This window comes from Paeniglutamicibacter terrestris (assembly GCF_012271785.1).
GTDB lineage: Bacteria > Actinomycetota > Actinomycetes > Actinomycetales > Micrococcaceae > Paeniglutamicibacter > Paeniglutamicibacter terrestris.
On sequence record NZ_JAAWVT010000002.1, the window covers coordinates 199,376 to 224,413 of the forward strand.

Consider the following 25,038-nt stretch of genomic DNA (forward strand, 5'->3'; position numbering starts at 1 on the left):
GGAAGGTGACCGCCATCGGCGCATCTGGTGCATGAGCGGGAGGCCCCGCGCAGGGCTTAGGCCTTGCGGAGATCGGCCATCCAAGCTTCAACAGCCTCAGGGGTCCGTGGCAGTTCCGCGGAGAGGTTTACCGCCCCGTCCTTGGTGATCAGGATGTCGTCCTCGATGCGAACACCGATACCGCGGTACTCCGCTGGCACGGCCAAGTCTTCGTTCTTGAAGTACAGACCCGGTTCGATGGTGAAGACCATGCCCTCCTCCAGGACACCGTCAAGGTAAAGCTCCGCTTTGGCCTGCGCGCAGTCATGCACATCCAGGCCCAGGTGGTGGCTGGTGCCGTGCGGCATCCAGCGGCGGTGCTGCTGTCCCTCCGGGGAGAGTGCCTCTTCAAGCGAGACGGGAAGCAGGCCCCATGCATCAAGGTTCTGGGCCAAGACGGTGAGCGCGGCGGTGTGCAGATCACGGAACTTGGTTCCCGGCTTGGCGACGGCGAAGGCCGCCTCCGAGGCGTCAAGCACCGCCTGGTAAATCTTGGCCTGAACCTCGGAGTACTTGCCATTGATGGGCAGTGTGCGGGTGATATCGGCAGTGTAGAGGGATTCTGCCTCTACACCGGCGTCAAGCAAGAGCAGGTCGCCCTCGTTGACCTTGCCGTTGTTGTTGATCCAGTGCAGCACCGTGGCGTTATTTCCGGCCGCCGCGATGGTGTCATAACCCAAGTCGTTTCCTTCTTCACGGGCGCGGGCGAAGAAAGCGCCCTCCACCACGCGTTCGCCGCGCTCGTGGGTGACCGCGCGGTCAAGGGAGCGCACCACGTCGTGGAAGCCGTTGATGGTGGCAGCTACCGACTTTTTGAGTTCGGCAATTTCCCATTCGTCCTTGACGAGGCGGATTTCACTCAGGGCCTCGGTGAGTTCGCCGTCGAGGTTATCTGAAATCTCCAGATCGACCCCGGTATTGATGCGGGATGTATCAACCAGTGCGTCGCAGTTCATATCAACTTCGCGCAGCAGGCGAAGACGCATGCCGCCGAACTCCACGACGCCGGCGTTTTTGGTGATGGCAACCTCGAGGCCACTAAGATCCGCGGTCTTCAGGCCCAGACGCGCCTGAAGTAGGGGCAGCGTCGGCCGCGGGCCAATCCAAAATTCTCCGGTGCTGGCGCTGGAATAGAATTCTTCGGAGTCTCGTCCGGCCATGGGGGAGAAGTAAAGGGTTGCTTGGTGATTTGATCCGTTGTCACCGGCACCCTCGGCGGTGGGTTCCATGATCAGTACTGCATCGGGCTCATGGTCCAGACCTAGTCCGGTTAGGTGTGCGAAACCCGAGTGTGGGCGAAAGCGGTAGTCGGTGTCATTCGAGCGGACCTTGCGCGGTCCGGCCGGGATCACCAGGCGCTCGCCGGGGAAACGGGCGGAGACCGCGGCACGGCGGGCCGCGGCAAAGGGTGCCACCGCGTCGTTGCTGGGAAGTTCGGAGGTGTCGGCCGCCCATGAGGAGGCCATGAAGGTTTTGAAGGCCTCGGAGCTCGGGCGCTGGGAACGGTTGTTCACGCGCTCTTCGAGGGGCTGGTCGCTGCCGGTGGTGGTGGTTGCATCAGTACTCATTGACCTATCGTCTCAAAGCAAACGCAGGAACACCAAGGCGTTGAGCTCAAAGCGGTGCGACGAGCGTTGCAGCGGACAGGATTGCCCAAGCAGTGGACCCGCTGTGCCTTGGGAGTACGGGCATTTGTCGCTCCCCAGCCAGCGGTGCGTAGCGGCCAGTTGGTAAGCAAGAGGGATACGCTGAGATGTATGCGAATCGACCTCCATGCTCATTCACATGTTTCAGACGGGACTGAGCCACCCGCCGCGCTAGTAGCCTCGGCCAAGACAGCGGGTCTGGACATCGTGGCGCTGACAGACCACGACCAGACTGCCGGGTGGGCCGATGCGGCACGCACCGCACTCGAACTTGGTATTGGGCTGGTCCCGGGAATGGAAATTTCCTGCAAGACCGCCGCTGGGATCAGCGTTCACCTGCTGAGTTATCTGCATGATCCGACCCACGCGGGGCTGCTCGATGAAATCGGTAAGGCCCGTGATGCTCGTATTACTCGCGCAAGGCGCATGGTGGAGCTGCTTGCCGAGGACTACCCGGTGGATTGGGACATGGTCGCCCATCATTCTGCCCCCGGAGCTACCATCGGTCGGCCGCACATCGCTGATGCGCTGGTGACTGCCGGGGTAGTGCGCACTCGAACCGAGGCTTTTGCACAGGTGCTCACGGCTCGCTCTCGGTACTACGTGGGGCACTATGCCATGGATCCGGTCACGGCGGTGAAATTGGTGCGCGAAGCCGGCGGAGTTCCGGTGTTTGCTCATCCAGTGGCTTCCGCCCGCGGGCGGGTGGTCGGCGAGGAAACCTTTGACGAGATGATCGCGGCAGGGTTGCTCGGTATCGAAATTGAGCATCGAGACAACCCCGAAGAGGGCAGGCAGTACCTCCGGGAGTTGGCTCGGAAGCATGACCTGATTGTCACGGGATCTTCCGATTACCACGGTGCTGGCAAGCCGAATCGCTTGGGGGAAAATCTCACCAGCAAAGAAATGATGGAACGCATCGTCGCCGCAGGCACCGGAACGGCACCCGTTGGTTTGCCGGATTTGAGCTAGCACACGTATCAAGCGCACCTTCTTCATGCACGCAAAGGGTTGAAGAAGGTGCGCTTTTTTGTTGTCCTTCAGCGGCACGGTTGCCGGTGGCGGAGCGCGTTCGGCCCTTCAATCGTCACGGTTTTCTAGGTCGACGGATGGAACCGTTGGAGAGCGGCGGCTGGGCGCATAAAAAACTTTGATGGCCGTAAATTCTGAATATTGCGTACTAAAAAATAGCGTTCTGTACCGCAAGAAATCGTTATTTTAGGAGAATCGTTTCTGAGGGGCGTGGCGTGATCGCTTCACTCCATGTACATCTTCGGGAGTGGCGCCTGTTACTATCGATGAGGTTGCTTCGCCGTATGAAATGTTTTTGTTGATTCTTATTCCAACATTTTGCGGAGCGATCGGTGGTCACTGCGGTGTTAGTTCAACCGTCATTTTGGACGTAATTCGGCATCGCGTTTGCGTGAGGATATCCTCCCAGCGACATTAGTCTGTCTTCCAAGTGCACGGTGTGAATCTCCGGTGGCCTGCGCGCTCACAATGCGTCCTTGCCGGATGCTCTCTCGACTCGCGATAGCGAGATCGATCAATGGTGCCCGAGATGGCCAGCGCGCAAGTAGTGGAATTGTTGCCGGCGACGTTCCTACGAAGAAAGGTTGGATGTGAATCTTCAAAACGGGGATTACCAAGTCCTTGCGGGATCCGTTGTCATTGGATTGTTGATTGTTTTTTATGGAGGGACGTTTGTCATGTCTCTCTTTATCGGTAAAAAGAAAGAAAATGCCGACGGTTATATGACTGCCGGAAATAAAATTGGTTTCGGAGTCTCCGCTGCAAGCATGACCGCAACATGGATCTGGGCATCATCGATGTATGCTTCGGCAACGTCGGGCTACACCTATGGCATTTCAGGACCGATACATTATGGGCTTTGGGGTGCTTTGATGATTCTATTTATCTACCCTTTCGGTCGACGAATCCGTGCTGTTGCTCCAAAGGCGCACACCCTGGCCGAGGTCATGTACGCCCGCCATGGTAGGTCCAGTCAGCTAATGCTTGCCGGGTCCAACATCTTGGGCAGCGTCATATCGTTGACCTCAAACTTCATTGCCGGTGGTGCGCTGATAGCTCTACTTTCTCCGTTTAGCTTCCGCCAGGGCATCATCGCCGTAGCGGCCGGCATTCTGCTTTATACCCTGTGGTCGGGGTTCCGCGCCTCGGTACTGACCGACTTCGCGCAGGTAGTAGCGATGCTCGGCGCCGTGGTGATCATCATTCCGGTGATCTTCTTCGCCGCTGGCGGGCCAGGGCTTTTCGAAACAGGGGCCTCTAACCTTTCGGCTCAGCAGGGGAACTTCTTCTCCTCCGAAGCCTTCATGAATCAGGGTGCTCCCTATATCGCTGCCGTCTTGGCGTACGCGATTGGCAACCAGACGATCGCCCAACGCCTCTTCGCGGTTCGTGAAGACCTGATCAAGCCGACCTTTATTACGGCGACCATTGGTTACGGTGCCACGATCATTGGCTTTGGCATGCTCGGTGTTATCGCACTGTATGCGGGTATCACCCCCATCGATGGCGATTCCAACAACCTGATTCCACAGATGGCCGTGACTTACCTGGGTCCGGTGCTCCTCTGCATCTTCTTCATCATGATCTTGGGATCCCTTTCGTCCACCGCGGATTCGGATCTTGCCGCGCTGTCATCGATTGCAATGACAGATATTTACGGACAGTCTGTCGGCAAGCAAAATGCGAATCCTAAGACGATGCTTCTGGTTGGTCGCATCACCATGATTCTGGCCACTGCCGCGGGGTTGTTCTTCGCCAGCGGGAAGATGAATATTCTTGAGCTGCTGGTCTTCGTTGGTGCGCTGTGGGGTGCTCTGGTATTCCCCGTCATCGCCAGTTTCTACTGGAAGAAGGTGACCAATATGGCCTTTACCATCTCGACGCTGGCCGCGCTGGCAGCTTTCCTTCCGGTGCGCTTTGAATGGATCTCGATGACCGGACTGACGGGCTACGCGGTGGATATTATTTCCATCGTCGGCGTTGGCGTCGTTCTGGCCTTGATGAGCTTCGGATTCTTCGGACTCAAGGTGGCACGAATTGTGGGCATCGTGGCCATCATCGCCGTCGCACCGTTCGCCTTCGGCGTTCTGCATGAATATGCGGTGCTTAGTGGTTCGCTCGTCGCTTACTCGGTGTCCACAGTGGTTTGTTACCTCATGTCGGTTCGTTCCAAGCAGGACTTTGACTTCAGCACCATCAAGGATCGTGTGGGCGACTTCGACCCCGTGGAGACGCTGACCAGCGGCTCCGAGCACTACGTCGCTGGCAAGTAGAGACTAGGATATTAGGAGACTGCCTTGAGTATTTTTTGGTTGACCGTATATGTATTAATCTGGCCCGTCATTGTTGGCGGCACTCTGTTTGTGATCGTGCGCGCGTTCTATCGTGAATGGCGGGAGGCACGCGCCGAGGGCCGTGGCATGGTCTAAACAACACCGTGGACCACGAATGTAGCTTCCCCCGAGGGCCCGACGGATTATCCCGTCGGGCCCTCGGGCATATGACGGCCGTTGGCAGCTGGAACCTTAAATAACAACGCCCTTCTCACCTCCGGTAGGGGGGTGAGAAGGGCGTTGAAGAGAGAAACCTCGGTATGAGGTGGGGCGGGGACTAAATGCCCTGGCCCCCAGCGCCTCTACGTGAGGTCGCTATCCAGGTTCTCCACGAGGGTGGCCTGGGGGATGCGTTTGGTCATCACCGCGATCGACTGTGGGTTCTCATCCACGCACACGAAGCGCCGGCCCAGCGCTTGAGACACCGCACCGGTGGTGCCCGAACCGGCAAAGAAATCAAGGACCCAATCGCCCTCACGGGAACTGGCATGGATGATCCGGCGCAAGATGCCCTCGGGCTTCTGTGTGGGATAGCCGGTTTTTTCCTTACCGGTGGGGGAGACAATCGTGTGCCACCAGACATCGGTGGGCAGTTTGCCGCGCTCACGCTTTTCGGCCGTGACCAATCCCGGTGCCATGTAGGGCTCGCGATCGACCTCGGCAGAATCGAAGTGGTAGGTCTTCGGGTTCTTGACGTACACCAAGATGTTGTCGTGCTTGGCGGGCCAGCGCGATTTGGCTCGGGCTCCGTAGTCGTAGGCCCAAATAATTTCGTTCAGGAACGACTCGCGGCCGAAGATCGAATCGAGCATGACCTTGGCATAGTGCACCTCACGGTAATCAAGGTGCACGTACAGGGTGCCATCATCGGCCAACAGGCGCCAGGCTTCGCGCAGGCGCGGCTCCAAGAATGACCAGTAGTCATCAAACGCGTCGTCATAGCTGTGCAGGTCCCCGCGCAGGGTGGAGTAGCTGCGGCCCTGGAATCCGACCCGGTCGCCTTCACCCTCGGCCGCACGGACCGAGGTCATTACCTGACGTTTTTGCGTACGCCCGGTGTTAAACGGGGGATCCACATAGATCAGGGTGAAGGAATCATCGGGCAACGTGGGTAAAAAGTCCGCGTTTTGGGCATGGACAATCAGGTTGGGTCCCGCCGGATCCCATTGGGGGGCAGGGCGAGCGCCAGCGCCGTCCGTTGAAGGATCGGCGATGGGCCCGTCGGGAGAGCTAGTCAACGTCATGTAGTGGCTTGGCGTCGATCTACTTGGCGTCGTCGCGGTTCACGACTTCGCCCTCGCGGCGTCGGGTGCGGCTACGGTTCGGACGCGTGTTGGGACGAGTGCGGGCCGGACGCTCGGTCGCCGCGGCGCCCTGCTCGGCTGAATCGGACACAGGGCCCTGCTCGGAGGCAACTGCGGTCTCGCGGTGGCGTTCGCCTTCGCGAGCCGGACGGTCGGATCGGCCGCGGGAATGACCGTGGCGTCCACCCGTGGAGCCTCCGCGCTCGGACCCACGTTCGGATCCGCGCTCGGAACGGCGTGGGTCAGTTGAACGCGTGGCGTTCTTTTTACCGGTCTCGCCGAGGTCTTCGAGCTTTTCGCCGGCCAAGCCCTCGAGCTTGCGCGCGTTGCGCGGCAGACGACCCTTGGTGCCAGCGGGGATGTGCAGGTCAGTAAAGAGGTGTGCCGAGGAAGAGTAGGTTTCCACCGGGTCGGTGACGTTCAGACCCAGGGCCTTATTAATCAAGCCCCAACGCGGAACATCTTCCCAGTCCACGAAGGTGACGGCGGTGCCCTTGTTGCCGGCACGGCCGGTGCGGCCCACACGGTGAAGGTAGGTCTTCTCATCTTCCGGGCACTGCAAATTGATCACGTGGGTGACATCGTCCACGTCGATACCGCGGGCAGCAACGTCGGTGGCGACCAGCACGTCAACCTTGTTGTTGCGGAAGGCACGCAGTGCTTGCTCGCGGGCTCCCTGGCCCAAGTCGCCGTGCATGGCGCCGGCGGCAAAGCCACGATCAATCAGCTCGTCGGTCAGCTTGGCTGCCGAGCGCTTGGTCTTGGTGAAGATGATGGTCCGGCCGCGGCCTACGGCCTGCAGAATGCGGGCCACCACCTCGTCCTTATCCAGCTGGTGGGCACGGTAGACAACCTGGCGGATGTCCTTCTTGGTGATCGAGTCATCGTCCGGGTCAGCAGCGCGGATGTGCGTCGGCTTGGTCATATAACGACGGGCCATCGCGATGACGGGGCCGGGCATGGTGGCCGAGAAGAGCATGGTCTGGCGAGTCGCCGGGGTGGCGGCCAGCAGCGTCTCAACGTCCGGCAGGAAGCCGAGGTCAAGCATCTCATCGGCCTCGTCGAGGATCACGATGCGGATGTTCTTCAAGTTCAGGTGACGCTGGCGGTGCAGGTCAATCAGGCGACCGGGGGTACCCACAACGATTTCGACGCCGTTGGTGAGCTGCTCGATCTGCGGTTCGTAGGCACGGCCGCCGTAAATCGTGGCGATTCGAGCGTTGCGCAGCGTTGAAGCCTTTTCGATATCCGCGGCGACCTGGACGGCCAATTCGCGCGTCGGGGCAACAATCAGGGCCTGCGGGGCGCCGGGCTGCGGGAGCCGGTCATAACCCTCGTCCTCGGGGCCCACCACGAGCTGCAACGCGGGGATGCCGAAGCCGAAGGTCTTGCCGGTACCGGTCTTGGCCTGACCGATGATGTCGTGCCCGCCAAGGGCCACCGGCAGGGTCATGGACTGGATGGGGAAGGGGTGGGTGATCCCTGCAGCGGTGAGTGACGCGACGATGTCGGCGCGCACGCCAAAGTCGGCGAAGGTCAGCTGGGGAAGCTCGTGCGGGGTTTCATCGGTGGACAGAGAATCTTCGATGTCCACTGCTTCGGACGCCGAATCGGCGGTCAGCAGGTGTTCTGTATTCGACACGGGGGTCTCATTCTTTTAGGCACCGGGGCTGGGGTGCTCGACGACCGTCCCGAGTTCAGTCGGGACTTGAGGGTCGGAGGCCCACCACATTCGGGGTGCATCCAGCGGAGCCGATCGCAGGCTTAGCAATGCGGTCAAGTGGTTCTGACCGCGGGTGGGGCGCGGAAGTCGCTGGGTAATCCCGCAAAAATCTTTTCAAGGTTCGCGACCGGGCATCCTTATACCATTCCAGCATATCGTGCCGTCGGTAAATTCTGGGCATTGCCCGCCCGAACGGGTGCGAGCAAAGAGTACGCCGGAGCTTTGCCCGCACCACCAGATGCGGGCAAAGCGCCTTAGGCCTCGATGATCTTGAAGAGCACCTTACGTGTGGCAAGATCCGCATGCACGAGTTCGACCTCAACCTCAACGCCTGCCGCTGCGTTGCCCTCAAAGGGTGCCATCACCGCGGGGTCCTTCACCAACAGGGTTCCACCGGTTGCCGGTGAACCATTCTTGGATCGCGCATCATCGATCCCGGTCAGGGTGACCGCGCTGAAGCGTTCGCCCACGCGGTGGGCCAGTGATGCTGCCTCAACGGTGTCAATCGCTGCACGTTCGATGGTGTTCACTAGTCGGTTCGAGTCGCCCATGAGCTTCGGGAGCGTTGGTAGAACGGCGCGCAGGCCCTCCGGAACTTCCTGCCTACTGGAAGCATAGGAACAGATCAGCAACGAAAAACGGTCAACAAGCCGGCGGAGCGGTGCGGTGGTGTGGGCGTAAGGTGCTGCGATCGCCGCCTGGATCACATCCTCGGGAACCTCGCCATCGATCGCCGTATAGGTCGCCCCGCGAAAGAGACCCGTGGCCCGGTGCATCAGGGCAAGCTGTCGCGGATCGTTGAGGTCCAGGGAACGCAGGAACTCACCGTACGGTTGGGCCGGATCCCAGACGGTGCCCAGTGCCTTCGCCTCGAGACGGAAGATCTTGATGTCTTTTTCGGCAGGAGCAGGCATGGTGCGTAGCAGTCCCACCTTTGCCTCAAGCATGATCCTTGCTGCTTCAATGCCCGTCATCAGCGAGATCTGCGCATTCCAGTCCTCCACCGCCAGCGGGGGAGCAGACACGATGGTGTAGGTGCCATTGATGCACTCAACCTCTTGAGACGGGATACGCAACGACGCTCCACCACGTTGGCGCTCCAAATCGACGCGCTTGATTCCCACTTCGCGCAGCAATTGCAGCAATTCACTCGCGGTGCCGGCATCAAGGGATTCCTGGACGCCGACGTAGCTAAGCTTTTCTCGACTCTTCACCACGGCACGTTCCAGGGTGGTTTCGGTGACGGCTCCCGCCGCATCCAGAGTGAACGTCCAGAGGTAGGCGCTGCGATCTTGGCCCGGCAGCAGTGAGCCGGCATCTTCACTGATGGCTTCGGGGTGCAGAGATATGCGCCGGTGCGGCAGATAGACGGTCTGCCCGCGTAGCCGTGTTTCTGAGTCCAGCGCGCCGCCCAGGGCCACGAACCCCGGGACATCGGCAATGGCGTAGTGCACCACGTAGCCCTGGCCACTGCGTTCAAGATGCAGGGCCTGATCCAGATCTGTAGAGCTGGCTGGGTCGATGGTCACCAGCTCGATGTCGCGCCTGTCGATCGCCGGAAGTTCAAAATCCTTGATGGCGCGTTCCGCCTCGGCAAGCACTTCGGCTGGGAAGGTGGCACGCACCTCAAACTCTGTTTCCAGGGCTTCAAGGGCCTGTTCCAGTGAGGTGCTTCGGGCATCTTTGGTCAGTGCAATGTTTTGGTGGCTCACACCGTCAGCATAACCACGCCACGGTGTGCTGGGGCGGATGCCGCGCGTGTGTTGGGCCCCTAGTACGCTAAATACATGACCGATACCCCGCTGACCTTTGGTTCCAGTGCCTCCGCCGACGACGCCGAACTGGCCCTCTTGGGGCTGATCGCCTATCAGGAACTGACCTCCTTCGAGCATCTGTCCTCCGATGCGCGGCTTTCTCCAACGCTGGTGGACAGGGAAATCTTGGGACGTTTGGCCGTGGCCGAATTCGGTCACTTTGAGCTGGTGCGTGAACTTATTGCCGCACGTGGCCTGGATCCGCAGGAAGTCATCGAACCGTTCATGGAGTCCCTCGATGAGATGCATCGCCGGACCAAGCCCGGGGATTGGTACGAATCCCTGACCAAGGCCTACGTGATTGATGGGGTGGCAGGAGACTTTTACTCGCTGATTGCCTCGGGGCTGGAACCCGAAGCCCGCGATCTGGTGCACCAGGTGAAGCGCACCGAGGCCAATGCCGACTGGTTGCGTGATCGCCTGCAACTGGCCATCGCCGATCACCCCGAGCGGGCTTCACGAATGGCCCTCTGGGGGCGTCGACTGCTCGGCGAAGCACTGACCCAAGCCCGGGAGATCGGCGAGAAGTACGACTACTTCGGTGCCCTACAGGCCGAGGGGCGCGGGGATCGTGGACAGGAAATGACCACCCTCTTTGCTTCCCTGGTGGAAAGCCACTCCCGGCGGATGCGCCAACTAGGAATGACCGCCTAATCTCACTCCCGACGCGCCACACCGACGGCCGCGCCACCCGCAACGTTAAACACCACAAGAAATGAGTAGCAGCCATGAGCCTTGAAAAAGACTCACCCACGAGGGTGTTGACCGATTATGAGATCGCTCGAGCGCTGAAAGAATTGCCGTCCTGGCGTCAACGTTCCGGTTCCCTAGTGTGTGCGTGGTCATTTGCCGATTCGCGCGAAGCCATCGACTTTTTGGCCATCGTTGCCGAGGCCGCCGAGCGTCAGGGCCACCACCCGGACGTCGATTGGCGCTGGAACACCATCTTCCTGAGTTTGACCTCGCACGATGTGGGATCCGAGATTACGCTTCGGGACCTCGCATTGGCCACGCTGTTGGAATTCGCCGCCGCAGACTGTGGTGCCGTGGCGGTGCCGCAACGGCACCAGGATGTTGAATTGGTGATCCAGAGCGCCGATCCCGGGGCGCTGGAGCAGTTCTGGATTGATGCTCTGGGCTACCGAGTCGGGCGCGATGGTGTACTGCGGGATCCGCAAGGTCGTAATCCGCAGCTGCGCTTCAACACGCCCACCGACAAGAACGCTGCCGGCATCGTGGTGGAGAAGTATGTGTCTGCGACCTCACAGGAGCAGGACCACGACCAAGAACCGACAGAACGTCCTGGCCCGGGGTTCCTGTTGGACGCCGAAGGAAACCGCTTCGCGCTACGCACCGATGAACAACTCGATCCACCGCCATTTCAGTAGCGGTGTGCGTCGGTGCCGGCTCGGGGCGGACCTGAAGAGTTAAATGGGTGAGGGAGGGACGTTAAACGTCCCTCCCTCACCCATTTTGTGCTCTGGGGTGTTGCTACTAGTGAGCGAAGCCCACGCGGCGAGCTTCTTCGACACCGATCTCAACATAAGCGATGCCCGTTACGGGCACCAGCATGAGCCGGCCCTTGGAGTCGGTGAGGCGCAATTCCCCGCCAGCGCTCAGAGCATCGGACACGCGCGTGGCCAAAACCTCTGCGTCTTCGGCGGATTCGATTACGATCTCGCGGGCAACATTCTGAATTCCAATGCGAACGTCCATGGTGGCCTTCCTGGTTTGTTGCATGTGTCGGGACCCGGTGGCACCGACTAACATCTGCTTTGAATTTACGTCAGGATTCTTTGGGGAAGCGACTGATTCCGCGCCAAGCTAAACGCGAGACCAAATCGCTGGCTTCTTCCATCGGTACCTCGTCGGCCATATCCACCCAATATCGCGCGGAAACTTGCGCCATACCGGCCAATGCCCGGCCCATCACCAGTGCTTGAGCAGCAGGCAATGAGGTGTCCGAGGCAACCACGTCCGCGATTTGCCGGGCGAAGGTTGCGTTGAATTCCTCGATCCGCCCACCGACCTCCCCATCGTTGAGCAGGTCCGATTCGAAAATGAGCCGGAAGGCCTGCGAATCACGGGCGATGTACTCGTAATATGCGCGGATCGTGGCGCTGACGCGCATTTTGTTATCGCTGGTGGAATCGATGGCCCGTTGCAACAGGGTGCTGAACTCGTGCATGTGCGCATCCAACAGGGCCAGATATAGCTCGCGCTTGCCCGGGAAATGTTGGTACAGCACGGGCTTGGAGACCTCTGCGACTTCCGCAATCTCGTCCATCGAAGCACCGTGGAATCCATGGGCAACAAACACCTGTTGCGCAGCATCGAGCAGCTGGCGGCGGCGTGCCTCGCGTGGCATCCGTTGAGTTCGGGCGGCCCGGATTTGGGGAATAGTCACATCGGCCCTTTCGCGAAAGCTGTGCGCCCACCTGCAGCGGGCGACGTTGCGAACAAGTCTACTCTTCGGTAACGAGTTGCGTCGCTCACCATCCACGTTCCCTAGCGCGTCGCCACGAACTATGGTTGAGACATGGATTTTCCCGCAGGACCCCGCGTACCGGAAGCCCCCGCTGAGCCTGGGGCGCTGCCCGCCCTGGTTGAACCGGCGCCGGCGCTGCTACCGGAAGAAATGCTGCGCTATTCACGCCAAATCATCATCCCCGAGATCGGTATGCTCGGGCAGCGACGGCTGAAGAACGCTCGCGTGCTGGTCATTGGGGCCGGGGGACTTGGCTCACCGGCGTTGCTCTATCTGGCGGCCGCAGGCATCGGCACCATCGGCATCATCGATGACGACGTGGTGGACGTGAGCAATCTGCAGCGTCAGGTGATTCATGGCACCGCCAGCGTGGGGGAGCTGAAGACCGATTCGGCCGCGCGGCGCATCAAGGACCTGAACCCGCTGCTCAACGTGCAGGTGCACGCCCAGCGCCTTGATGTCTCCAACGCCGTCGACATTTTTTCCGACTATGACCTGGTGCTCGACGGGACCGATAACTTCGCCACCCGTTATCTGGTGAACGACGCCGCGTCGCTGGCCGGGAAACCCTATATTTGGGGTTCGATTCTGCGTTTTGACGGGCAGGTGAGTGTGTTCTGGGATGCCCACGGGCCCAATTACCGCGACCTGTACCCCTCGCCGCCGCCGCCGGGAACCGTGCCCTCCTGCTCGGAGGGCGGGGTGTTTGGCGTGTTGTGTGCGCAGGTCGGATCCGTCATGGTGGCCGAAGCCATCAAATTGATCACCGGCGTGGGGCGCAGCCTGCTGGGGCGACTATTGATTCTTGATTCACTGGATATGCGCTGGCGCGAGGTGAGCTTGCGCCCGGATCCAAGCCTGCCGCCGATCACCGAGCTGTTGGAAAGTTATGACGACTTCTGCTCGATGCCCGAGCTGGACGCCGCGGGAATCAGCCGCACCAAGGAACACAGCATTTCCGCCAGCAGACTGGCCGAACTGCTCAAAGCCCGGGCGGCCGGGAGCGAAGATTTCCTGCTGATCGATGTGCGCGAAAGTGGGGAGGCGGAGATCGTCTCGATTCCCGGGGCGATACTGGCTCCGCGCGGGGCGATCCTGTCGGGGGAAATTGAGCTTCCCCGTGAGCGTGAGATCATCCTGCACTGTAAGTCCGGGGGTAGATCCTCCGAGGTGCTGCGCCATCTATTGGATGCTGGTTATTCCGATGTCCGCCATGTCTCCGGTGGGATTCTGGACTGGATCAGCGACGTTAACCCGAGCCTGCCCGCGTACTAATCCAGCGGTAGGAACCGGATAAACAACACGACGCCGTGGGGAACGTTAGTTCCCCACGGCGTCGTGTTGTTTATAGCTGACGATCAGGCAGCGATTAGCCGACCTGACGTAGTGCCGGAGACTGCATCGGTGCATCGTGATGTGCTGCAGCGGACTGAGTCCCGGTGACGGGGCAACCGGCGGCATTTTTCATCGACGGGGCCACGGGCGCATCCACGGCCAGCCCGTAGAGAGTCTCGAGCGCTTCAATGTATTCACCGGCGCGTCCCTGGGCAGCGAGCTCACGGGCACGGACCGTGGGCACATGCAGGAGTTGGCGCATCATGCGGCGCATCGCGAATTCGACCTCTTCGGCTGCCGCGGTGCAGCCATGCTGGGCGCGAACCTTCTCAACCTCTGATTCCAAGACCTGCTGCGTGTGTCGACGCAGGGCCACGATGGCGGCATCTGCTGCGCGTTCACGTTGTTCGGTGGCGAAGGTCTCTGCGGCATCAAGCACAATGCTGCGGGCCTCTCGCAGTGACTGTGCCTGTTCCTCGGGCGCGGCCATGCGCACCGATTCCAACGTGATTAAATCCACGCCGGCCAGCGCACCGAGTTCCGGGTCAAAATCGTGGGTTAGGGCCAAGTCGATGGCGACCAGCGGGCGCTCTGCACGATCCAGCGAGGTGATGTCGCTGGACATCAGGCGGTGATCCGAGCCGCTGCAGCCGATGATGATGTCGGCGTGTGAAAGCGCAGCCTCAAGAGTGCTCTCATCAAGAGCAGTGCCGCCGCGAGATGCCACGAAGGCATCGGCACGGCCGGACGCGGAGTAGACGGAAACGTTGTGGGCGCCACGTTCGCGCAGCAGGGCCATGGTGGCTCCGGCGTAGGCACCGGTGCCGAAGATGACGATGTCCTTCGTGCTCCAGTCGGCGTCATTGCTCAAATCGGTCGCCAACTCCAAGGCAACGGAGACTACCGAGAGGCCGCGTGAACCCAAGGTGGTACGCGATCCGACGTCCTTGGCGGTGCGTGATGCGGCTTGGAAGAGGCGAACCAGGGACCCGGTGGCAGTTCCTGAGGCCTGTGCCTCATTCAGTGCCCGGCGTACCTGACCGGCGATCTCACGTTCCCCAATAACGGCGGAGTCGAGGCCCGCGCCGACGGAGAACAGATGCTCGATGACATCCGTCTCGGTCTTTGAGATGAGGGCGGTGGAGATGGTTTCCTCGCTCAAGCCGGTGCTGGCGGCGATCTGCGTAATCACCTCCGAGCGGGCTGCCGGAACGTCCTCCGATTGCGGAACTTCGCAATAGATTTCGTAGCGATTGCAGGTGGCCAGGGTGATGGCGCCGGCAACCGGGCTGGCCGAAGCGAGCACGACTGAGGCGACCTGGGAGGCATCGGCACTAATTTTTGCCACTGTCTCGAGGTCGATGTCTGAATGGGAGGCAACGAGAGATAATAGAACCACAGTGTCTCCCATGGTAGCCCTTACTACCTGTTGTAGAGAAGCGGATGTGATCGGTTAGACCCTCACATGGGTCTTGTGGTGTTCGCTGGCGGCGTGCGGATTACTATTCGAGCCAACATGTTGGCAGAATCAATGCCATGACGTTGAGCCAGAACCACCCGCTGATGGACGGTCGTACCGCCAATTCCCCGTTGATTTCCGCCTACCGCGGCCTAAAGCCCAGCCGCAGGCCCGTATGGTTCATGCGCCAGGCGGGCCGTTCACTGCCCGAATACCGCAAACTGCGCGAGGGCACGGAGATGCTCGAATCCTGCCTGCGCCCGGAGATGGCCTCGGAAATCACACTGCAGCCGGTCCGCCGGCACGATGTGGATGCCGGGATCTTCTTCTCCGACATCGTCATCCCGCTCAAGCTGGCCGGCATCGACGTGGACATTGTTCCGGGCGTCGGCCCGGTCCTCGCCTCCCCGGTGCGCACCGCCGCCGATGTGCGTGCACTACCGAAGATGGATGATGCGGCGTTGGATCCGATTCGTGAGGCCGTCGCCTTGACGGTTGAGCAGCTGGGCAATACCCCGCTGATTGGATTTGCCGGTGCCCCGTTCACCGTTGCCGCTTACATGGTGGAGGGACGTCCGTCCCGCGACCACATGGGCCCGCGCACCATGATGCACGCGCAGCCGGGAGTCTGGGAAGAACTTGCCAACTGGGCCGCCGACGCCTCCGGTGCCTTCCTGCGCGCCCAGATCGAGGCAGGAGCCTCCGCCGGGCAACTCTTTGACTCCTGGGCGGGTTCGCTCTCGCTGGGCGACTACACCAACTTCGTCGCTCCGGCCTCGGCCCGCGCGCTGGATCACGTCCGAGACACCGGCGTCCCGCTGGTGCACTTTGGCACCGGTACCTCCGAGTTACTCGGTGCGATGCGCGATGTGGGAGTCGACGTCATGGGCGTGGACTACCGGTTGCCGCTGGATGAGGCCAATCGTCGTCTGGGCGGGAACATCCCGCTACAGGGCAACATCGACCCGGCTTTGCTCACCGCACCGTGGGAGGTCCTCGAGGCGCACGTCCGCGAGGTGCTGGCCGCCGGGGATACCGCCGTCTCACACGTGGCGAACCTAGGTCACGGTGTCCCGCCGGAGACCAACCCCGAGACGCTGACCCGTCTGGTCGAACTTATTCACTCGATCCCCGTGGCCGGGCGTTAAGCTAGAAGAAGCATTGCCAGGAATCGGTGTGCTGCTGGAGGTGCCACGCGCCGCACCAGCAGCACACCGAAACCCGGAATCACGTTCCACGTTCGTTTTCCCTGAAAAGAGATGATGGTGCCTAAGATCCAAGGTCAGCCAAACCGCGAGTCGGCCGACCCTGCCGGTGTGCCGGGGGATCCCGCGAAGGACCCCGAATCGCTAGCTGGCACGAGCACCGCACCTGGTGGGACCGAAGAAGACGCGGTGCTTACCTCCACCGGTGAAAATGAGCCCGTCGTTGCCTCGGTGGCACGCGGTCGAGTAGCGAGCGTCGGTTCGAACGCCGCGGCTCACGCCCTGCGTCTGCTCAACCGCGCCCGAGGTGCAGAAACTGGTGCCACCCACCCGCCCCAGCGCGGCACCGAAGCATCAACCACCACAGTAGGAGGCGCCGAGCCAGGCGTCGCCAGTGAGCCAGCGCCGGTGGCCCCGGAACCAACCCCCGAGGTTGTCCCGGCCCCCGAAGCAGCACTGACCCCAGAGGTCGCACCGAGTACCGAGGTGCCGGCAACTAAGGCACGTCGAAGCCCCGTCGCCTCAAATGCCGCTGCCCACGCGATGCGCCTGCTGCACCGCGCCCGTGGGACCGAAACCACCGCCCCGGCCCCTGCGGCACCGAGCGGACCACTGGCCCTAGTCATCGGCGGCGGCATCTCCGGATTGGTTGCGGCCCGCGAACTGGTCATGAGCGGTCACCGGGTGGCTCTCCACGAGGCGCAGGGACACTTCGGTGGCTGCGTCACCGAGCACCAAGTCGCCGGGCTGAGTCTTGACGCCGGCGCCGAATCCTTCGCCACCCGCTCCACCGCCGTCGCACAGCTGCTGGGCGAACTCGGCCTGGGGGAGGACATCGTCACCCCCGAACCCGGGGGAGCCTGGCTGTACCTCAAGCGCGGGCACGACAACGTGGCCCAGCCACTTCCGGCCACCGGCATCTTGGGCATTCCCGGGGACCCGTGGGCCGATGAGGTTCGCACGGCGGTGGGCCGCAGCGGTGCGCTGCGTGCCGCGGCGGATCTGATCACTCCGGTGTCTAAGAAAATTCTTGAGGGCGAAATGTCCCTCGGCGCCCTGGTCCGCTCCCGGATGGGCTCGGCGGTACTGGAGAACCTGGTCACCCCCGTCGTGTCCGGGGTGCATTCGGCAGATCCCGATACCCTCGACGTTGATGCCATCGCCCCGGGGCTGCGCGCAGCGGTGTTGAAGCACGGTTCGCTGGCCAAGGCCGTTGCCGCCAAGCGCGCCGCCGCACCCGCCGGTTCCGCCGTTGCCTCCGTCCGCGGAGGCATGAACCGGCTCACCACCGCACTCATCGCGGACCTGCGTGCCGCCGGTGTAGAACTGAAAACCAACAGCCGAATCGCCGCCATAGCGCCGGGGGAGAACTCCACCGGCTTCCGGGTCACCCTCGGTGAGTCAGCCGCCCACAGCGAAGCGGGCACCGCGCTGCAGGTTGACCGCGTGGTGGTTGCCACCGGCGGCGAACTGGCCGTTGAGCTACTGAGCGGGATTGATCAGGCGTTCACCGAGCATCGGCCGAGCACCGGAGCCGGCATTTCGCTGGTCACCCTGGTGCTGGATAAACCCGAGCTGGATGACGCACCGCGTGGCACCGGCCTGCTGGTCTCGCCCAGTGTGGATAACATCGGCGCCAAGGCACTGACCCATGCCACGGCCAAATGGCAGTGGTTGGGGGACGAATCCGGTCCCGGTACCCACGTCTTGCGGCTATCCTACGGGCGGCTGAACGATAGAGCCTCCGCGTTGGTTAATGCCGATGACCGCACGCTGCGTGATGCGGCGCTGAAGGATGCCTCGGCGCTGCTGGGCATGGTGATTTCCGCCGAAGACCTCTTGGGCTTCGACGTGATTCGCTACTCCGGAGCACTGCCCTTCGCCACCACCGGACATGCCCGGCGTGTGGCGCAGATCCGTGCCATCGCCGCCACCCACCCGGGGCTGGATGTCGTTGGTGCCTGGCTCTCGGGCACCGGACTTGCCGCGGTGGTGGGCGATACACGCAAGAAACTGCGCATCACCGTGAGCTGACCCCGCCGCCCGCACAGCTCACTTCCGGCTCCCCAGCAAGGGATACGGACGCGAGCTGCGCAGGAAGAACACCACGAACCACCTCAACGTCGTAAAACCCACGAGAAGTGCCTCGCCGCAACGCGAAGCACAGCAAAGAAACAGGAGAATTACCCCATGAGTGCAGTGGAATCCAACTCACCCGTCATCCGCGACCGTGAAGCAGCCGGTACCGACGCCACCATGTATTTCACCCTGTGGACCATCTTCAAGCGTGATTCGGATCTGGACCGCACCGAGGGCGTCGAGGCCTTTGACGCGCTGGTGGCCGAGCTGGCCCAAGACGGCGTGACGCTGCGCGGCACCTACGATGTCTCGGCCATGCGCGAAGACGCCGACGTGATGACCTGGGTCCACGGCCCGACCGCAGAGGGTTTGCAGGCAGCGGTGCGCAAGATTCGTCGCTCCTTCCTCTTCGCCGAAACCTCCATCGTGTACTCCACCATGGGTGTGCACCGCGAGGCAGAATTTGCCAAGGATCACTCCCCGGCCTTCGCCCGCGGTGTAGCCCCGGAAACCTGGATGACCGTATACCCGTTCGTCCGCTCCAATGATTGGTACCTGTTGGATCCCAAAGAGCGCGGCAAGATGCTGCGCGATCACGGCATCCTGGGTCGCGATTTCCCGACCGTGCTGGCCAATACCGTCGCCGCTTTCTCCTTCAGTGACTTCGAATGGCAGATCTGCCTCGAGGCCCCGGAAATGATTGATCTGGTCGACATGATGCGCCACCTGCGCTACACCGAGGCCCGCAACCACGTGCGCGAAGAAACCCCGTTCTACACCGGTCGCCGCATCTCCACCGCCGAGGTCGCCGAGGTCCTGCGATGAGCCAGGCTTTTGACCCTCGCACCGGGTACGACGAATCCGGGGTCATGGCCCCGAAGGCCTATGACGCCATCTTGTTGGCCTCCTTTGGCGGACCGGAGGGTCAGGACGACGTCCTGCCGTTCCTGCGCAACGTCACGAAGGGGCGCGGCATCCCCGACGAGCGCCTCGAAGAGGTGGCGGTGCACTACCGCAAAAACGGTGGCGTGTCCCCGATTAATGCGCAGAACCGTGCGCTGAAGGCGGCCCTGGAAGCCGAGCTGGCTGCGCGGGACATCAGCGTTCCGATCTACTGGGGCAACCGCAACTGGGCGCCCTATGTCCCGGAAACCATCACCGAGATCTACAACGCGGGACACCGTAAGGTGCTGATGCTCTCCACCAGCGCCTATTCCGGGTACTCCTCCTGCCGGCAATACCGCGAAGATCTGGGTGTTGCCCTGCGCGAGACGGGACTAGAGGGCAAACTCGAGGTTGACAAGGTACGCCAGTACTTCGACACCCCCGCCTTTGTGACCCCCTTCATGGAGGGCCTGAGCGATTCGCTGGCCAAGGTGCGCGAGCAGCTGCGCAGCAGTGGCAACCCCGAGGGCGAGATCAAAATTGTCTTCGTGACCCACTCCATCCCGACCTCCGACGCGCAGGCAGCCGGCCCGCGCGACCTGGTGGCCAATCTGGAGACCGACCTGTATTCGGCCCAGCACCTGGCCGTCGCAGACGCGATCCTCGCCGGCGTACCCAGTGCCGCGGGCCTGGAACATTCTTTGGTCTTCCAATCGCGTTCCGGTGCCCCGCACGTGCCGTGGCTGGAACCGGACATCAACGATGCGCTCGCGCAGTATAAGGACGAGGGTATCGCCGGGGTCGTGGTGGTGCCCATCGGCTTCGTCTCCGATCACATGGAGGTGCTCTGGGACCTCGATACCGAGGCGAAGGACAGCTGCGCCGAACTCGGCCTGGCCTTCCATCGTGTGCCCACCCCGGGAACCCACACGGACTTCGTCTCCGGCATGGTTGACCTACTCTCCGAGCGTTTGGCAGGTCCGGATGGCACGGCGCTGAAGAGTGGCCGCTCCTCGGTGGCCGAGCTAGGTCCATGGTTTGATGTGTGTCGCCCGAATTGCTGTGCCAAGGTGATGCGCGACGGAACCGTCAAGCCCACCATCGCCGCCGTCGACTCCGAGGTCGGGGTGCCGGCACCATGAGTCAGTACGAGTTCAGCATCGGTACCCGTGGCTCGGCGCTGGCGACCACTCAGACCGGGCATGTCGCAGTGCAATTGCACGAGATCTCCCAGGTCGCGTATAACACCGTGTTGGTGAAGACCGAGGGGGATGTGACCACCGGTCCACTGTCCCAGCTTGGCGGCACCGGCGTCTTTGCCGCCGCCCTGCGTCAGGCGTTGTTGGATGGCAGCTGCGACATGGCCGTGCATTCGCTCAAGGACTTACCCACCACGCAGCCCGACGGGCTTCTCATCGCCGCGACCCCGCAGCGAGCCGATGTGCGCGACGCCCTGTGCGCCCGCGACGGACTGTTTCTGGCCGAGCTGCCCGAAGGGGCAACGGTGGGCACCGGCTCCCCGCGCCGCAAGGCGCAACTGTTGGCCTTCCGCCCCGATCTGAGAATCGTGGATATCCGCGGCAACGTCGGAACCCGCCTGGGCCGGGTCAAGGGCTCGCCGGCGCAAAAGGACGATGGGGGAGTCGGGCGCACCGCGCAGGGCGACCTGGACGCTGTCATCCTGGCCGCCGCCGGTCTGGAGCGTCTGGGCCTGGATTCACACATCACCGAGTACCTGGACCCGGAGATCATGCTTCCGGCCCCCGGGCAGGGCTCGCTGGCCGTGGAGGTCCGTGCGGCCGGCAGCGGACATCCCTCCGTGGACACGGCGCTGGAAACCATGGACGATGTCGACACGCGCCTGGCTGTCACCGCCGAACGTGCGCTGTTGGCTCGGCTTGAGGCCGGCTGCGCGGCGCCCATTGGTGCGCTGGCCACGGTGCAGGGGGACACGCTGGTACTCGACTCGGTGGCGTGTAGCCCCGATGGTTCGGACACCATGCGCCGCTCGGCCACCACGCAGCAACTGACCATCGACGGTGCGCAGGCCCTGGGCATCACCTTGGCCGAGCAGCTGCTGCGCGAGGGCGCCGCCGATCTGGCGGGACTCTAGGCGCATCGAATGAGAGCTGATTCAGTGCTGGCACACCGCACCGCTCTACTGCTGCGCGAGCCCGCGCGGGCAGCGGAGACGGTGGCCCGGCTCACCGAGCGCGGCGCGTGTGCCGCGGTATGCCAGCTCATCGACTTTGAGCTGCCCGCCGACACTCGCGCCCTTGATGCGTCGCTGGCACGATTGCTGGCCGGTGACTTCGACTGGCTGGTGCTCACCTCGGTGAATACCCTCCGGGCGCTGAGATCCCGGGCCGAAGCACTGAATTTGCGCCTCATGATTCCCGCCAGCACACAGGTGGCGGTGGTCGGTGAGGCGACGGCCGCAGCACTGCGCGAGCTGGGTGCGCCGGTGGACTTCATGCCGCTTCAGGATCATTCGGCGCGCGGCATGCTCGCCGAATGGGAACAGCTGCGCGCCGGGGAGCCGGCGAGCGTCTTGATGCCGCAGGCCGACATCGCCTCAACAACCCTGCGCGAGGGATTTGCCGCCCGAGGCTGGGCGGCACACATCGTGATCGCCTACCGCACCGTCCCCGCTCCGGGGAATCCGCACCTCGCCCTGCAGGCCCCGGCAGCTGCCCCCGAACTGCCGGAGGGCAGCTACCTGCTGGCGCCGGAGCACCTGCCGGATGCCTGCAGCAGACTTGATGCGGTCTTCTTCACCTCACCGAGCACCGTTGAAAACTTCCTCGCTCTCATCCCGGCACCGCCTGCGCACCTGGCACTGGTGGCCATCGGGGACAGCACCGCCGCGCGGCTGCGCGCTCGCGGCCTCGAACCCGCCGCCACTGCTCTGTTCCCAACACCCGATGGACTCATCAACGCCTGGGAGCAATCCCTGCGCGCCGCTCTCCACCCGCCGCGTTGATTTTGCTTACCCACCGAACCCTTTGAAACACCTACCCACGAGCTTCACAAGGAGCTAAGAATGTCATTCCCCGCCCGCAGGCCCCGCCGTCTGCGCACCACCCCCGCCATGCGCCGGCTCTCCGCCGAGCTCGTGATCGCCCCGCAGCAGCTGATCCTTCCGGCGTTTGTGCGCGAGGGACTGAGCGAACCCAACCCGATCAGCTCGATGCCCGGGGTCGTGCAGCACACCATGGACAGCCTCAAGGCCGCAGCGGCGCAGGCCGTTGAGTTGGGCCTGGGCGGCATCATGCTCTTTGGCATTCCGGAGACCCGCGACGCCATGGGTAGCGCCGGGGTAGACCCCGACGGCATCCTGAACCGTGGCATCGCCGCGGTCCGGGCGGAGGTCGGCGATGAGCTGGTCATCATGTCGGATGTCTGCCTGGACGAATTTACCGACCACGGACACTGCGGTGTGCTGGACGCTAAGGGCACCGTGGATAACGATGCCACGCTTCAAATCTACGGTGAGATGGCGATCGCGCAGGCCGAGGCCGGCGCTCACATGCTTGGCCCCTCGGGCATGATGGACGGCCAGGTGGCCGTCATTCGCCAGGCGCTGGATACCGCCGGATACCAGGATGTGTCGATCATTGCCTACGCCGCCAAGTACGCCTCCGCGTTCTACGGCCCGTTCCGTGAAGCCGTGGATTCCCAGCTCACCGGGGATCGGCGCACCTACCAGATGGATGCCGCGAACCGCCGCGAGGCGCTGATCGAGGTTGAACTGGATCTGGCCGAGGGCGCCGACATGCTCATCGTTAAGCCGGCCATGAGCTACCTTGACGTGCTGGCCGATGTCGCGGCGATGTCCCCAGTCCCGGTCTCCGCTTACCAAATCAGCGGCGAGTACGCGATGATTGAGGCCGCCGCCGCCAACGGCTGGATCGATCGCCGTGCTGCGATCACCGAATCAGTTTTGGGCATTCGCCGCGCCGGTGCCGACACCGTATTGACCTACTGGGCCAGTGAACTCGCCCAGTGGCTGAAAGAAGGAAAATAATGACCAGCTCCGCAGAACTCTTTGCCACCGCCCAGAAGCTCATGCCCGGCGGGGTGAACTCCCCGGTGCGCGCCTTCGGCTCGGTCGGCGGGGTACCCCCGTTTATGGTGGGTGCCAAGGGTGCGTATTTGACAGATGCCGACGGCAACTCCTACGTGGACCTGGTCTGCTCGTGGGGTCCGGCCCTGCTGGGTCACGCCTTCCCGGCCATTCAGGATGCCGTGCACGCGGCAGTTGACCGCGGGCTATCCTTCGGTGCCTCCACTCCGGATGAGGGCAAACTGGCGCAGCTGGTCATGGGGCGTTTCGGTGGTGTTGAGCGCATGCGCATGGTCTCCACCGGCACCGAGGCCACCATGACCGCGGTACGTCTGGCTCGCGGCTTCACCGGCCGTGACCTCATTGTGAAGTTCGCCGGTTGCTACCACGGCCACCTCGATGGACTGCTTGCGGCCGCCGGTTCGGGTCTGGCCACCTTGGCACTGCCCGGTTCCGCTGGCGTCACCGCCGCCACCGCTGCCGAGACCCTGGTGCTGCCGTACAACGATCGCGAGGCCATCACCGCTGCGTTTGCCGAGCACGGGGACAAGATTGCGGCGGTCATCACCGAATCCGCTCCCTGCAACATGGGTGTTGTCGCCCCGGAGTCCGGCTTCAACAAGTTCCTGTCCGAGACCACCACCGCCAACGGCGCGCTGCTGATCTTAGATGAGGTACTCACCGGATTCCGCGCCTCGGATGCCGGCTACTGGGGACTGACCGGACGCACCGAGGGCTGGACCCCAGATCTTTACACTTTCGGCAAGGTCATCGGCGGCGGGCTACCCACCGCCGCACTGGGCGGTCGCGCGGAGGTCATGGACTACTTGGCTCCGCTGGGCCCGGTTTACCAGGCTGGCACGCTCTCGGGCAACCCGGTGGCCATGGCCGCAGGCATCGCCCAGCTGACCCACGCCACCGAGGAGGTCTACGCGCACATCGACGCAAAGTCCTTGGAGCTGCAGCGTGCGCTGACCGAGGCGCTCTCCGCGGCCGGAGTGGATCACTCCATCCAGCGAGCCGGAAACCTGTTCTCGGTGGCCTTCGGGACCTCCGAGCACGGTGTGCACAACTATGAGCAGGCACAGGCGCAGGAAGCCTACCGCTATGCACCGTTCTTCCACTCGATGCTAGACGCAGGTATCTACCTGCCACCCAGCGTCTTTGAAGCCTGGTTCCTTTCCTCTGCCCACGACGATGAGGCCATGAACAAGATCTTCGCGGCCCTTCCGGCGGCGGCTCGTGCAGCTGCTGCCGCGGTGCCCGCGGCATAGTTCCACCACGGCGTCTTCAGAGCCCCCGGGTAGTTGGTGCATCGAGTGATCGATGCACCAACTACCGGGGCTCTTTGGTTATGGGGGCAAATACCGGGATCCGCAACGGCATTTTGTGAGGTCTAGGCCACGTTAGTGATCGACGTCGTCGAGGCCAAAGTGAAGATGCCGGGTGCGTGATGATTCTGATGACAGAGCCGCAAAATAGTCAAAAAACCTAGTCAGCAAGCTTTTGGCGGACCTCGAACGGCACAAGATTCCGATCCGGTGCCATGTTCATCTCACCGAGGGACACCAACACGGCCACGGTGGGCGAATATGTGGTTGCTTGGTAGCGGCGCTACGCTAGTTCGGTT

The 25,038-nt window shown here is 62.5% G+C and carries 21 protein-coding genes; 14 read left to right on the plus strand and 7 right to left on the minus strand.

Going from position 1 to position 25,038, the window contains the following annotated elements; genetic code table 11:
• Window positions 1-56: 56 nt before the first annotated feature.
• Window positions 57-1,607: an aminopeptidase P family protein gene (locus tag HED64_RS06685; RefSeq protein ID WP_168151297.1), complete on the minus strand. Its 1,551-nt coding sequence runs from the start codon at window positions 1,605-1,607 to the stop codon at window positions 57-59.
• Between the two features lie 189 nt (window positions 1,608-1,796).
• Between HED64_RS06685 and HED64_RS06690 the strand changes: the two genes are divergently transcribed.
• From HED64_RS06690 to HED64_RS19645, 3 genes are all read left to right on the plus strand, one after another.
• Window positions 1,797-2,657: a PHP domain-containing protein gene (locus HED64_RS06690; protein WP_168151298.1), complete on the plus strand. Its 861-nt coding sequence runs from the start codon at window positions 1,797-1,799 to the stop codon at window positions 2,655-2,657.
• 737 nt (window positions 2,658-3,394) lie between these two features.
• A complete protein-coding gene (locus HED64_RS06695; protein ID WP_210149340.1) occupies window positions 3,395-4,990 on the plus strand; it encodes a sodium:solute symporter family protein in 1,596 nt (531 codons plus the stop codon).
• Between the two features lie 24 nt (window positions 4,991-5,014).
• Window positions 5,015-5,146 (plus strand): putative transporter small subunit, encoded by a 132-nt coding sequence (locus HED64_RS19645; RefSeq protein ID WP_210149342.1) that lies wholly within the window; start codon window positions 5,015-5,017, stop codon window positions 5,144-5,146.
• Window positions 5,147-5,352: 206 nt separating this feature from the next.
• On the opposite strand, the gene HED64_RS06700 is transcribed toward HED64_RS19645, so the two are convergent.
• The 3 genes from HED64_RS06700 to HED64_RS06710 form a co-directional block, all read right to left on the minus strand.
• Window positions 5,353-6,294, minus strand: a complete 942-nt coding sequence (locus HED64_RS06700; protein ID WP_245325787.1) for a DNA-methyltransferase — start codon at window positions 6,292-6,294, stop codon at window positions 5,353-5,355.
• Window positions 6,295-6,313: 19 nt separating this feature from the next.
• Entirely contained in the window at window positions 6,314-7,996 is a 1,683-nt protein-coding gene (locus HED64_RS06705) for a DEAD/DEAH box helicase (RefSeq protein WP_168151300.1), read from the minus strand.
• 335 nt (window positions 7,997-8,331) lie between these two features.
• Window positions 8,332-9,789 (minus strand): RNB domain-containing ribonuclease, encoded by a 1,458-nt coding sequence (locus HED64_RS06710; RefSeq protein ID WP_168151301.1) that lies wholly within the window; start codon window positions 9,787-9,789, stop codon window positions 8,332-8,334.
• A 75-nt stretch (window positions 9,790-9,864) separates the two neighbouring features.
• On the opposite strand from HED64_RS06710, the gene HED64_RS06715 reads away from it, so the two are divergent.
• Both HED64_RS06715 and HED64_RS06720 read left to right on the plus strand, forming a co-directional pair.
• The gene (locus HED64_RS06715; RefSeq protein WP_132358460.1) at window positions 9,865-10,545 is read left to right on the plus strand and encodes a ferritin-like fold-containing protein; all 681 of its coding nucleotides are present in this window, start codon (window positions 9,865-9,867) and stop codon (window positions 10,543-10,545) included.
• 74 nt (window positions 10,546-10,619) lie between these two features.
• A complete protein-coding gene (locus tag HED64_RS06720) occupies window positions 10,620-11,279 on the plus strand; it encodes a 4a-hydroxytetrahydrobiopterin dehydratase (RefSeq protein ID WP_168151302.1) in 660 nt (219 codons plus the stop codon).
• Between the two features lie 106 nt (window positions 11,280-11,385).
• Here HED64_RS06720 and HED64_RS06725 read toward each other — a convergent pair whose 3' ends face one another.
• Both HED64_RS06725 and HED64_RS06730 read right to left on the minus strand, forming a co-directional pair.
• On the minus strand, window positions 11,386-11,607 hold the full coding sequence (locus HED64_RS06725) for a DUF3107 domain-containing protein (RefSeq protein WP_168151303.1): 222 nt from the start codon (window positions 11,605-11,607) through the stop codon (window positions 11,386-11,388).
• 70 nt (window positions 11,608-11,677) lie between these two features.
• The gene (locus tag HED64_RS06730; RefSeq protein ID WP_168151462.1) at window positions 11,678-12,259 is read right to left on the minus strand and encodes a TetR/AcrR family transcriptional regulator; all 582 of its coding nucleotides are present in this window, start codon (window positions 12,257-12,259) and stop codon (window positions 11,678-11,680) included.
• A 171-nt stretch (window positions 12,260-12,430) separates the two neighbouring features.
• Between HED64_RS06730 and moeB the strand changes: the two genes are divergently transcribed.
• Complete coding sequence (moeB, locus tag HED64_RS06735; RefSeq protein WP_168151304.1) at window positions 12,431-13,654, plus strand: molybdopterin-synthase adenylyltransferase MoeB; 1,224 nt, start codon at window positions 12,431-12,433, stop codon at window positions 13,652-13,654.
• 94 nt (window positions 13,655-13,748) lie between these two features.
• Here moeB and HED64_RS06740 read toward each other — a convergent pair whose 3' ends face one another.
• On the minus strand, window positions 13,749-15,113 hold the full coding sequence (locus HED64_RS06740) for a glutamyl-tRNA reductase (RefSeq protein ID WP_168151305.1): 1,365 nt from the start codon (window positions 15,111-15,113) through the stop codon (window positions 13,749-13,751).
• A gap of 137 nt (window positions 15,114-15,250) precedes the next feature.
• On the opposite strand from HED64_RS06740, the gene hemE reads away from it, so the two are divergent.
• The 8 genes from hemE (at window position 15,251) to hemL (ending at window position 24,682) form a co-directional block, all read left to right on the plus strand.
• Window positions 15,251-16,321 carry a uroporphyrinogen decarboxylase gene (gene hemE / locus HED64_RS06745; protein WP_168151306.1) on the plus strand — a complete coding sequence of 357 codons (1,071 nt, stop codon included), beginning with the start codon at window positions 15,251-15,253 and terminating at the stop codon, window positions 16,319-16,321.
• Window positions 16,322-16,438: 117 nt separating this feature from the next.
• Complete coding sequence (hemG, locus tag HED64_RS06750; RefSeq protein ID WP_342590663.1) at window positions 16,439-18,412, plus strand: protoporphyrinogen oxidase; 1,974 nt, start codon at window positions 16,439-16,441, stop codon at window positions 18,410-18,412.
• Between the two features lie 156 nt (window positions 18,413-18,568).
• Window positions 18,569-19,282, plus strand: a complete 714-nt coding sequence (gene hemQ, locus HED64_RS06755) for a hydrogen peroxide-dependent heme synthase (protein ID WP_425351788.1) — start codon at window positions 18,569-18,571, stop codon at window positions 19,280-19,282.
• Window positions 19,279-20,484 (plus strand): ferrochelatase, encoded by a 1,206-nt coding sequence (locus tag HED64_RS06760; RefSeq protein WP_168151307.1) that lies wholly within the window; start codon window positions 19,279-19,281, stop codon window positions 20,482-20,484. Before hemQ ends, HED64_RS06760 begins: the two co-directional genes overlap by 4 nt.
• Entirely contained in the window at window positions 20,481-21,455 is a 975-nt protein-coding gene (gene hemC, locus HED64_RS06765) for a hydroxymethylbilane synthase (protein ID WP_168151308.1), read from the plus strand. Before HED64_RS06760 ends, hemC begins: the two co-directional genes overlap by 4 nt.
• A 9-nt stretch (window positions 21,456-21,464) precedes the next feature.
• Window positions 21,465-22,325 (plus strand): uroporphyrinogen-III synthase, encoded by an 861-nt coding sequence (locus HED64_RS06770; RefSeq protein ID WP_168151309.1) that lies wholly within the window; start codon window positions 21,465-21,467, stop codon window positions 22,323-22,325.
• A gap of 60 nt (window positions 22,326-22,385) precedes the next feature.
• Window positions 22,386-23,369, plus strand: coding sequence for a porphobilinogen synthase (gene hemB / locus HED64_RS06775; protein ID WP_168151310.1), 984 nt, complete (start codon window positions 22,386-22,388; stop codon window positions 23,367-23,369).
• Complete coding sequence (gene hemL / locus HED64_RS06780) at window positions 23,369-24,682, plus strand: glutamate-1-semialdehyde 2,1-aminomutase (protein WP_168151311.1); 1,314 nt, start codon at window positions 23,369-23,371, stop codon at window positions 24,680-24,682. Before hemB ends, hemL begins: the two co-directional genes overlap by 1 nt.
• Window positions 24,683-25,038 lie beyond the last annotated feature (356 nt).

Excerpts from the sequence above, each read along its gene's own strand:
- HED64_RS06685 (WP_168151297.1), bottom strand. The coding sequence starts at position 1,607 with ATGAGTACTGATGCAACCACCACCACCGGCAGCGACCAGCCCCTCGAA.
- HED64_RS06690 (WP_168151298.1), top strand. The coding sequence starts at position 1,797 with ATGCGAATCGACCTCCATGCTCATTCACATGTTTCAGACGGGACTGAG.
- HED64_RS06695 (WP_210149340.1), top strand. The coding sequence starts at position 3,395 with ATGTCTCTCTTTATCGGTAAAAAGAAAGAAAATGCCGACGGTTATATG.
- HED64_RS06700 (WP_245325787.1), bottom strand. The coding sequence starts at position 6,294 with ATGACGTTGACTAGCTCTCCCGACGGGCCCATCGCCGATCCTTCAACG.
- HED64_RS06715 (WP_132358460.1), top strand. The coding sequence starts at position 9,865 with ATGACCGATACCCCGCTGACCTTTGGTTCCAGTGCCTCCGCCGACGAC.
- HED64_RS06720 (WP_168151302.1), top strand. The coding sequence starts at position 10,620 with ATGAGCCTTGAAAAAGACTCACCCACGAGGGTGTTGACCGATTATGAG.
- HED64_RS06725 (WP_168151303.1), bottom strand. The coding sequence starts at position 11,607 with ATGGACGTTCGCATTGGAATTCAGAATGTTGCCCGCGAGATCGTAATC.
- HED64_RS06730 (WP_168151462.1), bottom strand. The coding sequence starts at position 12,259 with ATGCCACGCGAGGCACGCCGCCGCCAGCTGCTCGATGCTGCGCAACAG.
- moeB (WP_168151304.1), top strand. The coding sequence starts at position 12,431 with ATGGATTTTCCCGCAGGACCCCGCGTACCGGAAGCCCCCGCTGAGCCT.
- hemE (WP_168151306.1), top strand. The coding sequence starts at position 15,251 with ATGACGTTGAGCCAGAACCACCCGCTGATGGACGGTCGTACCGCCAAT.
- hemQ (WP_425351788.1), top strand. The coding sequence starts at position 18,569 with ATGAGTGCAGTGGAATCCAACTCACCCGTCATCCGCGACCGTGAAGCA.
- HED64_RS06760 (WP_168151307.1), top strand. The coding sequence starts at position 19,279 with ATGAGCCAGGCTTTTGACCCTCGCACCGGGTACGACGAATCCGGGGTC.
- hemC (WP_168151308.1), top strand. The coding sequence starts at position 20,481 with ATGAGTCAGTACGAGTTCAGCATCGGTACCCGTGGCTCGGCGCTGGCG.
- HED64_RS06770 (WP_168151309.1), top strand. The coding sequence starts at position 21,465 with ATGAGAGCTGATTCAGTGCTGGCACACCGCACCGCTCTACTGCTGCGC.
- hemB (WP_168151310.1), top strand. The coding sequence starts at position 22,386 with ATGTCATTCCCCGCCCGCAGGCCCCGCCGTCTGCGCACCACCCCCGCC.
- hemL (WP_168151311.1), top strand. The coding sequence starts at position 23,369 with ATGACCAGCTCCGCAGAACTCTTTGCCACCGCCCAGAAGCTCATGCCC.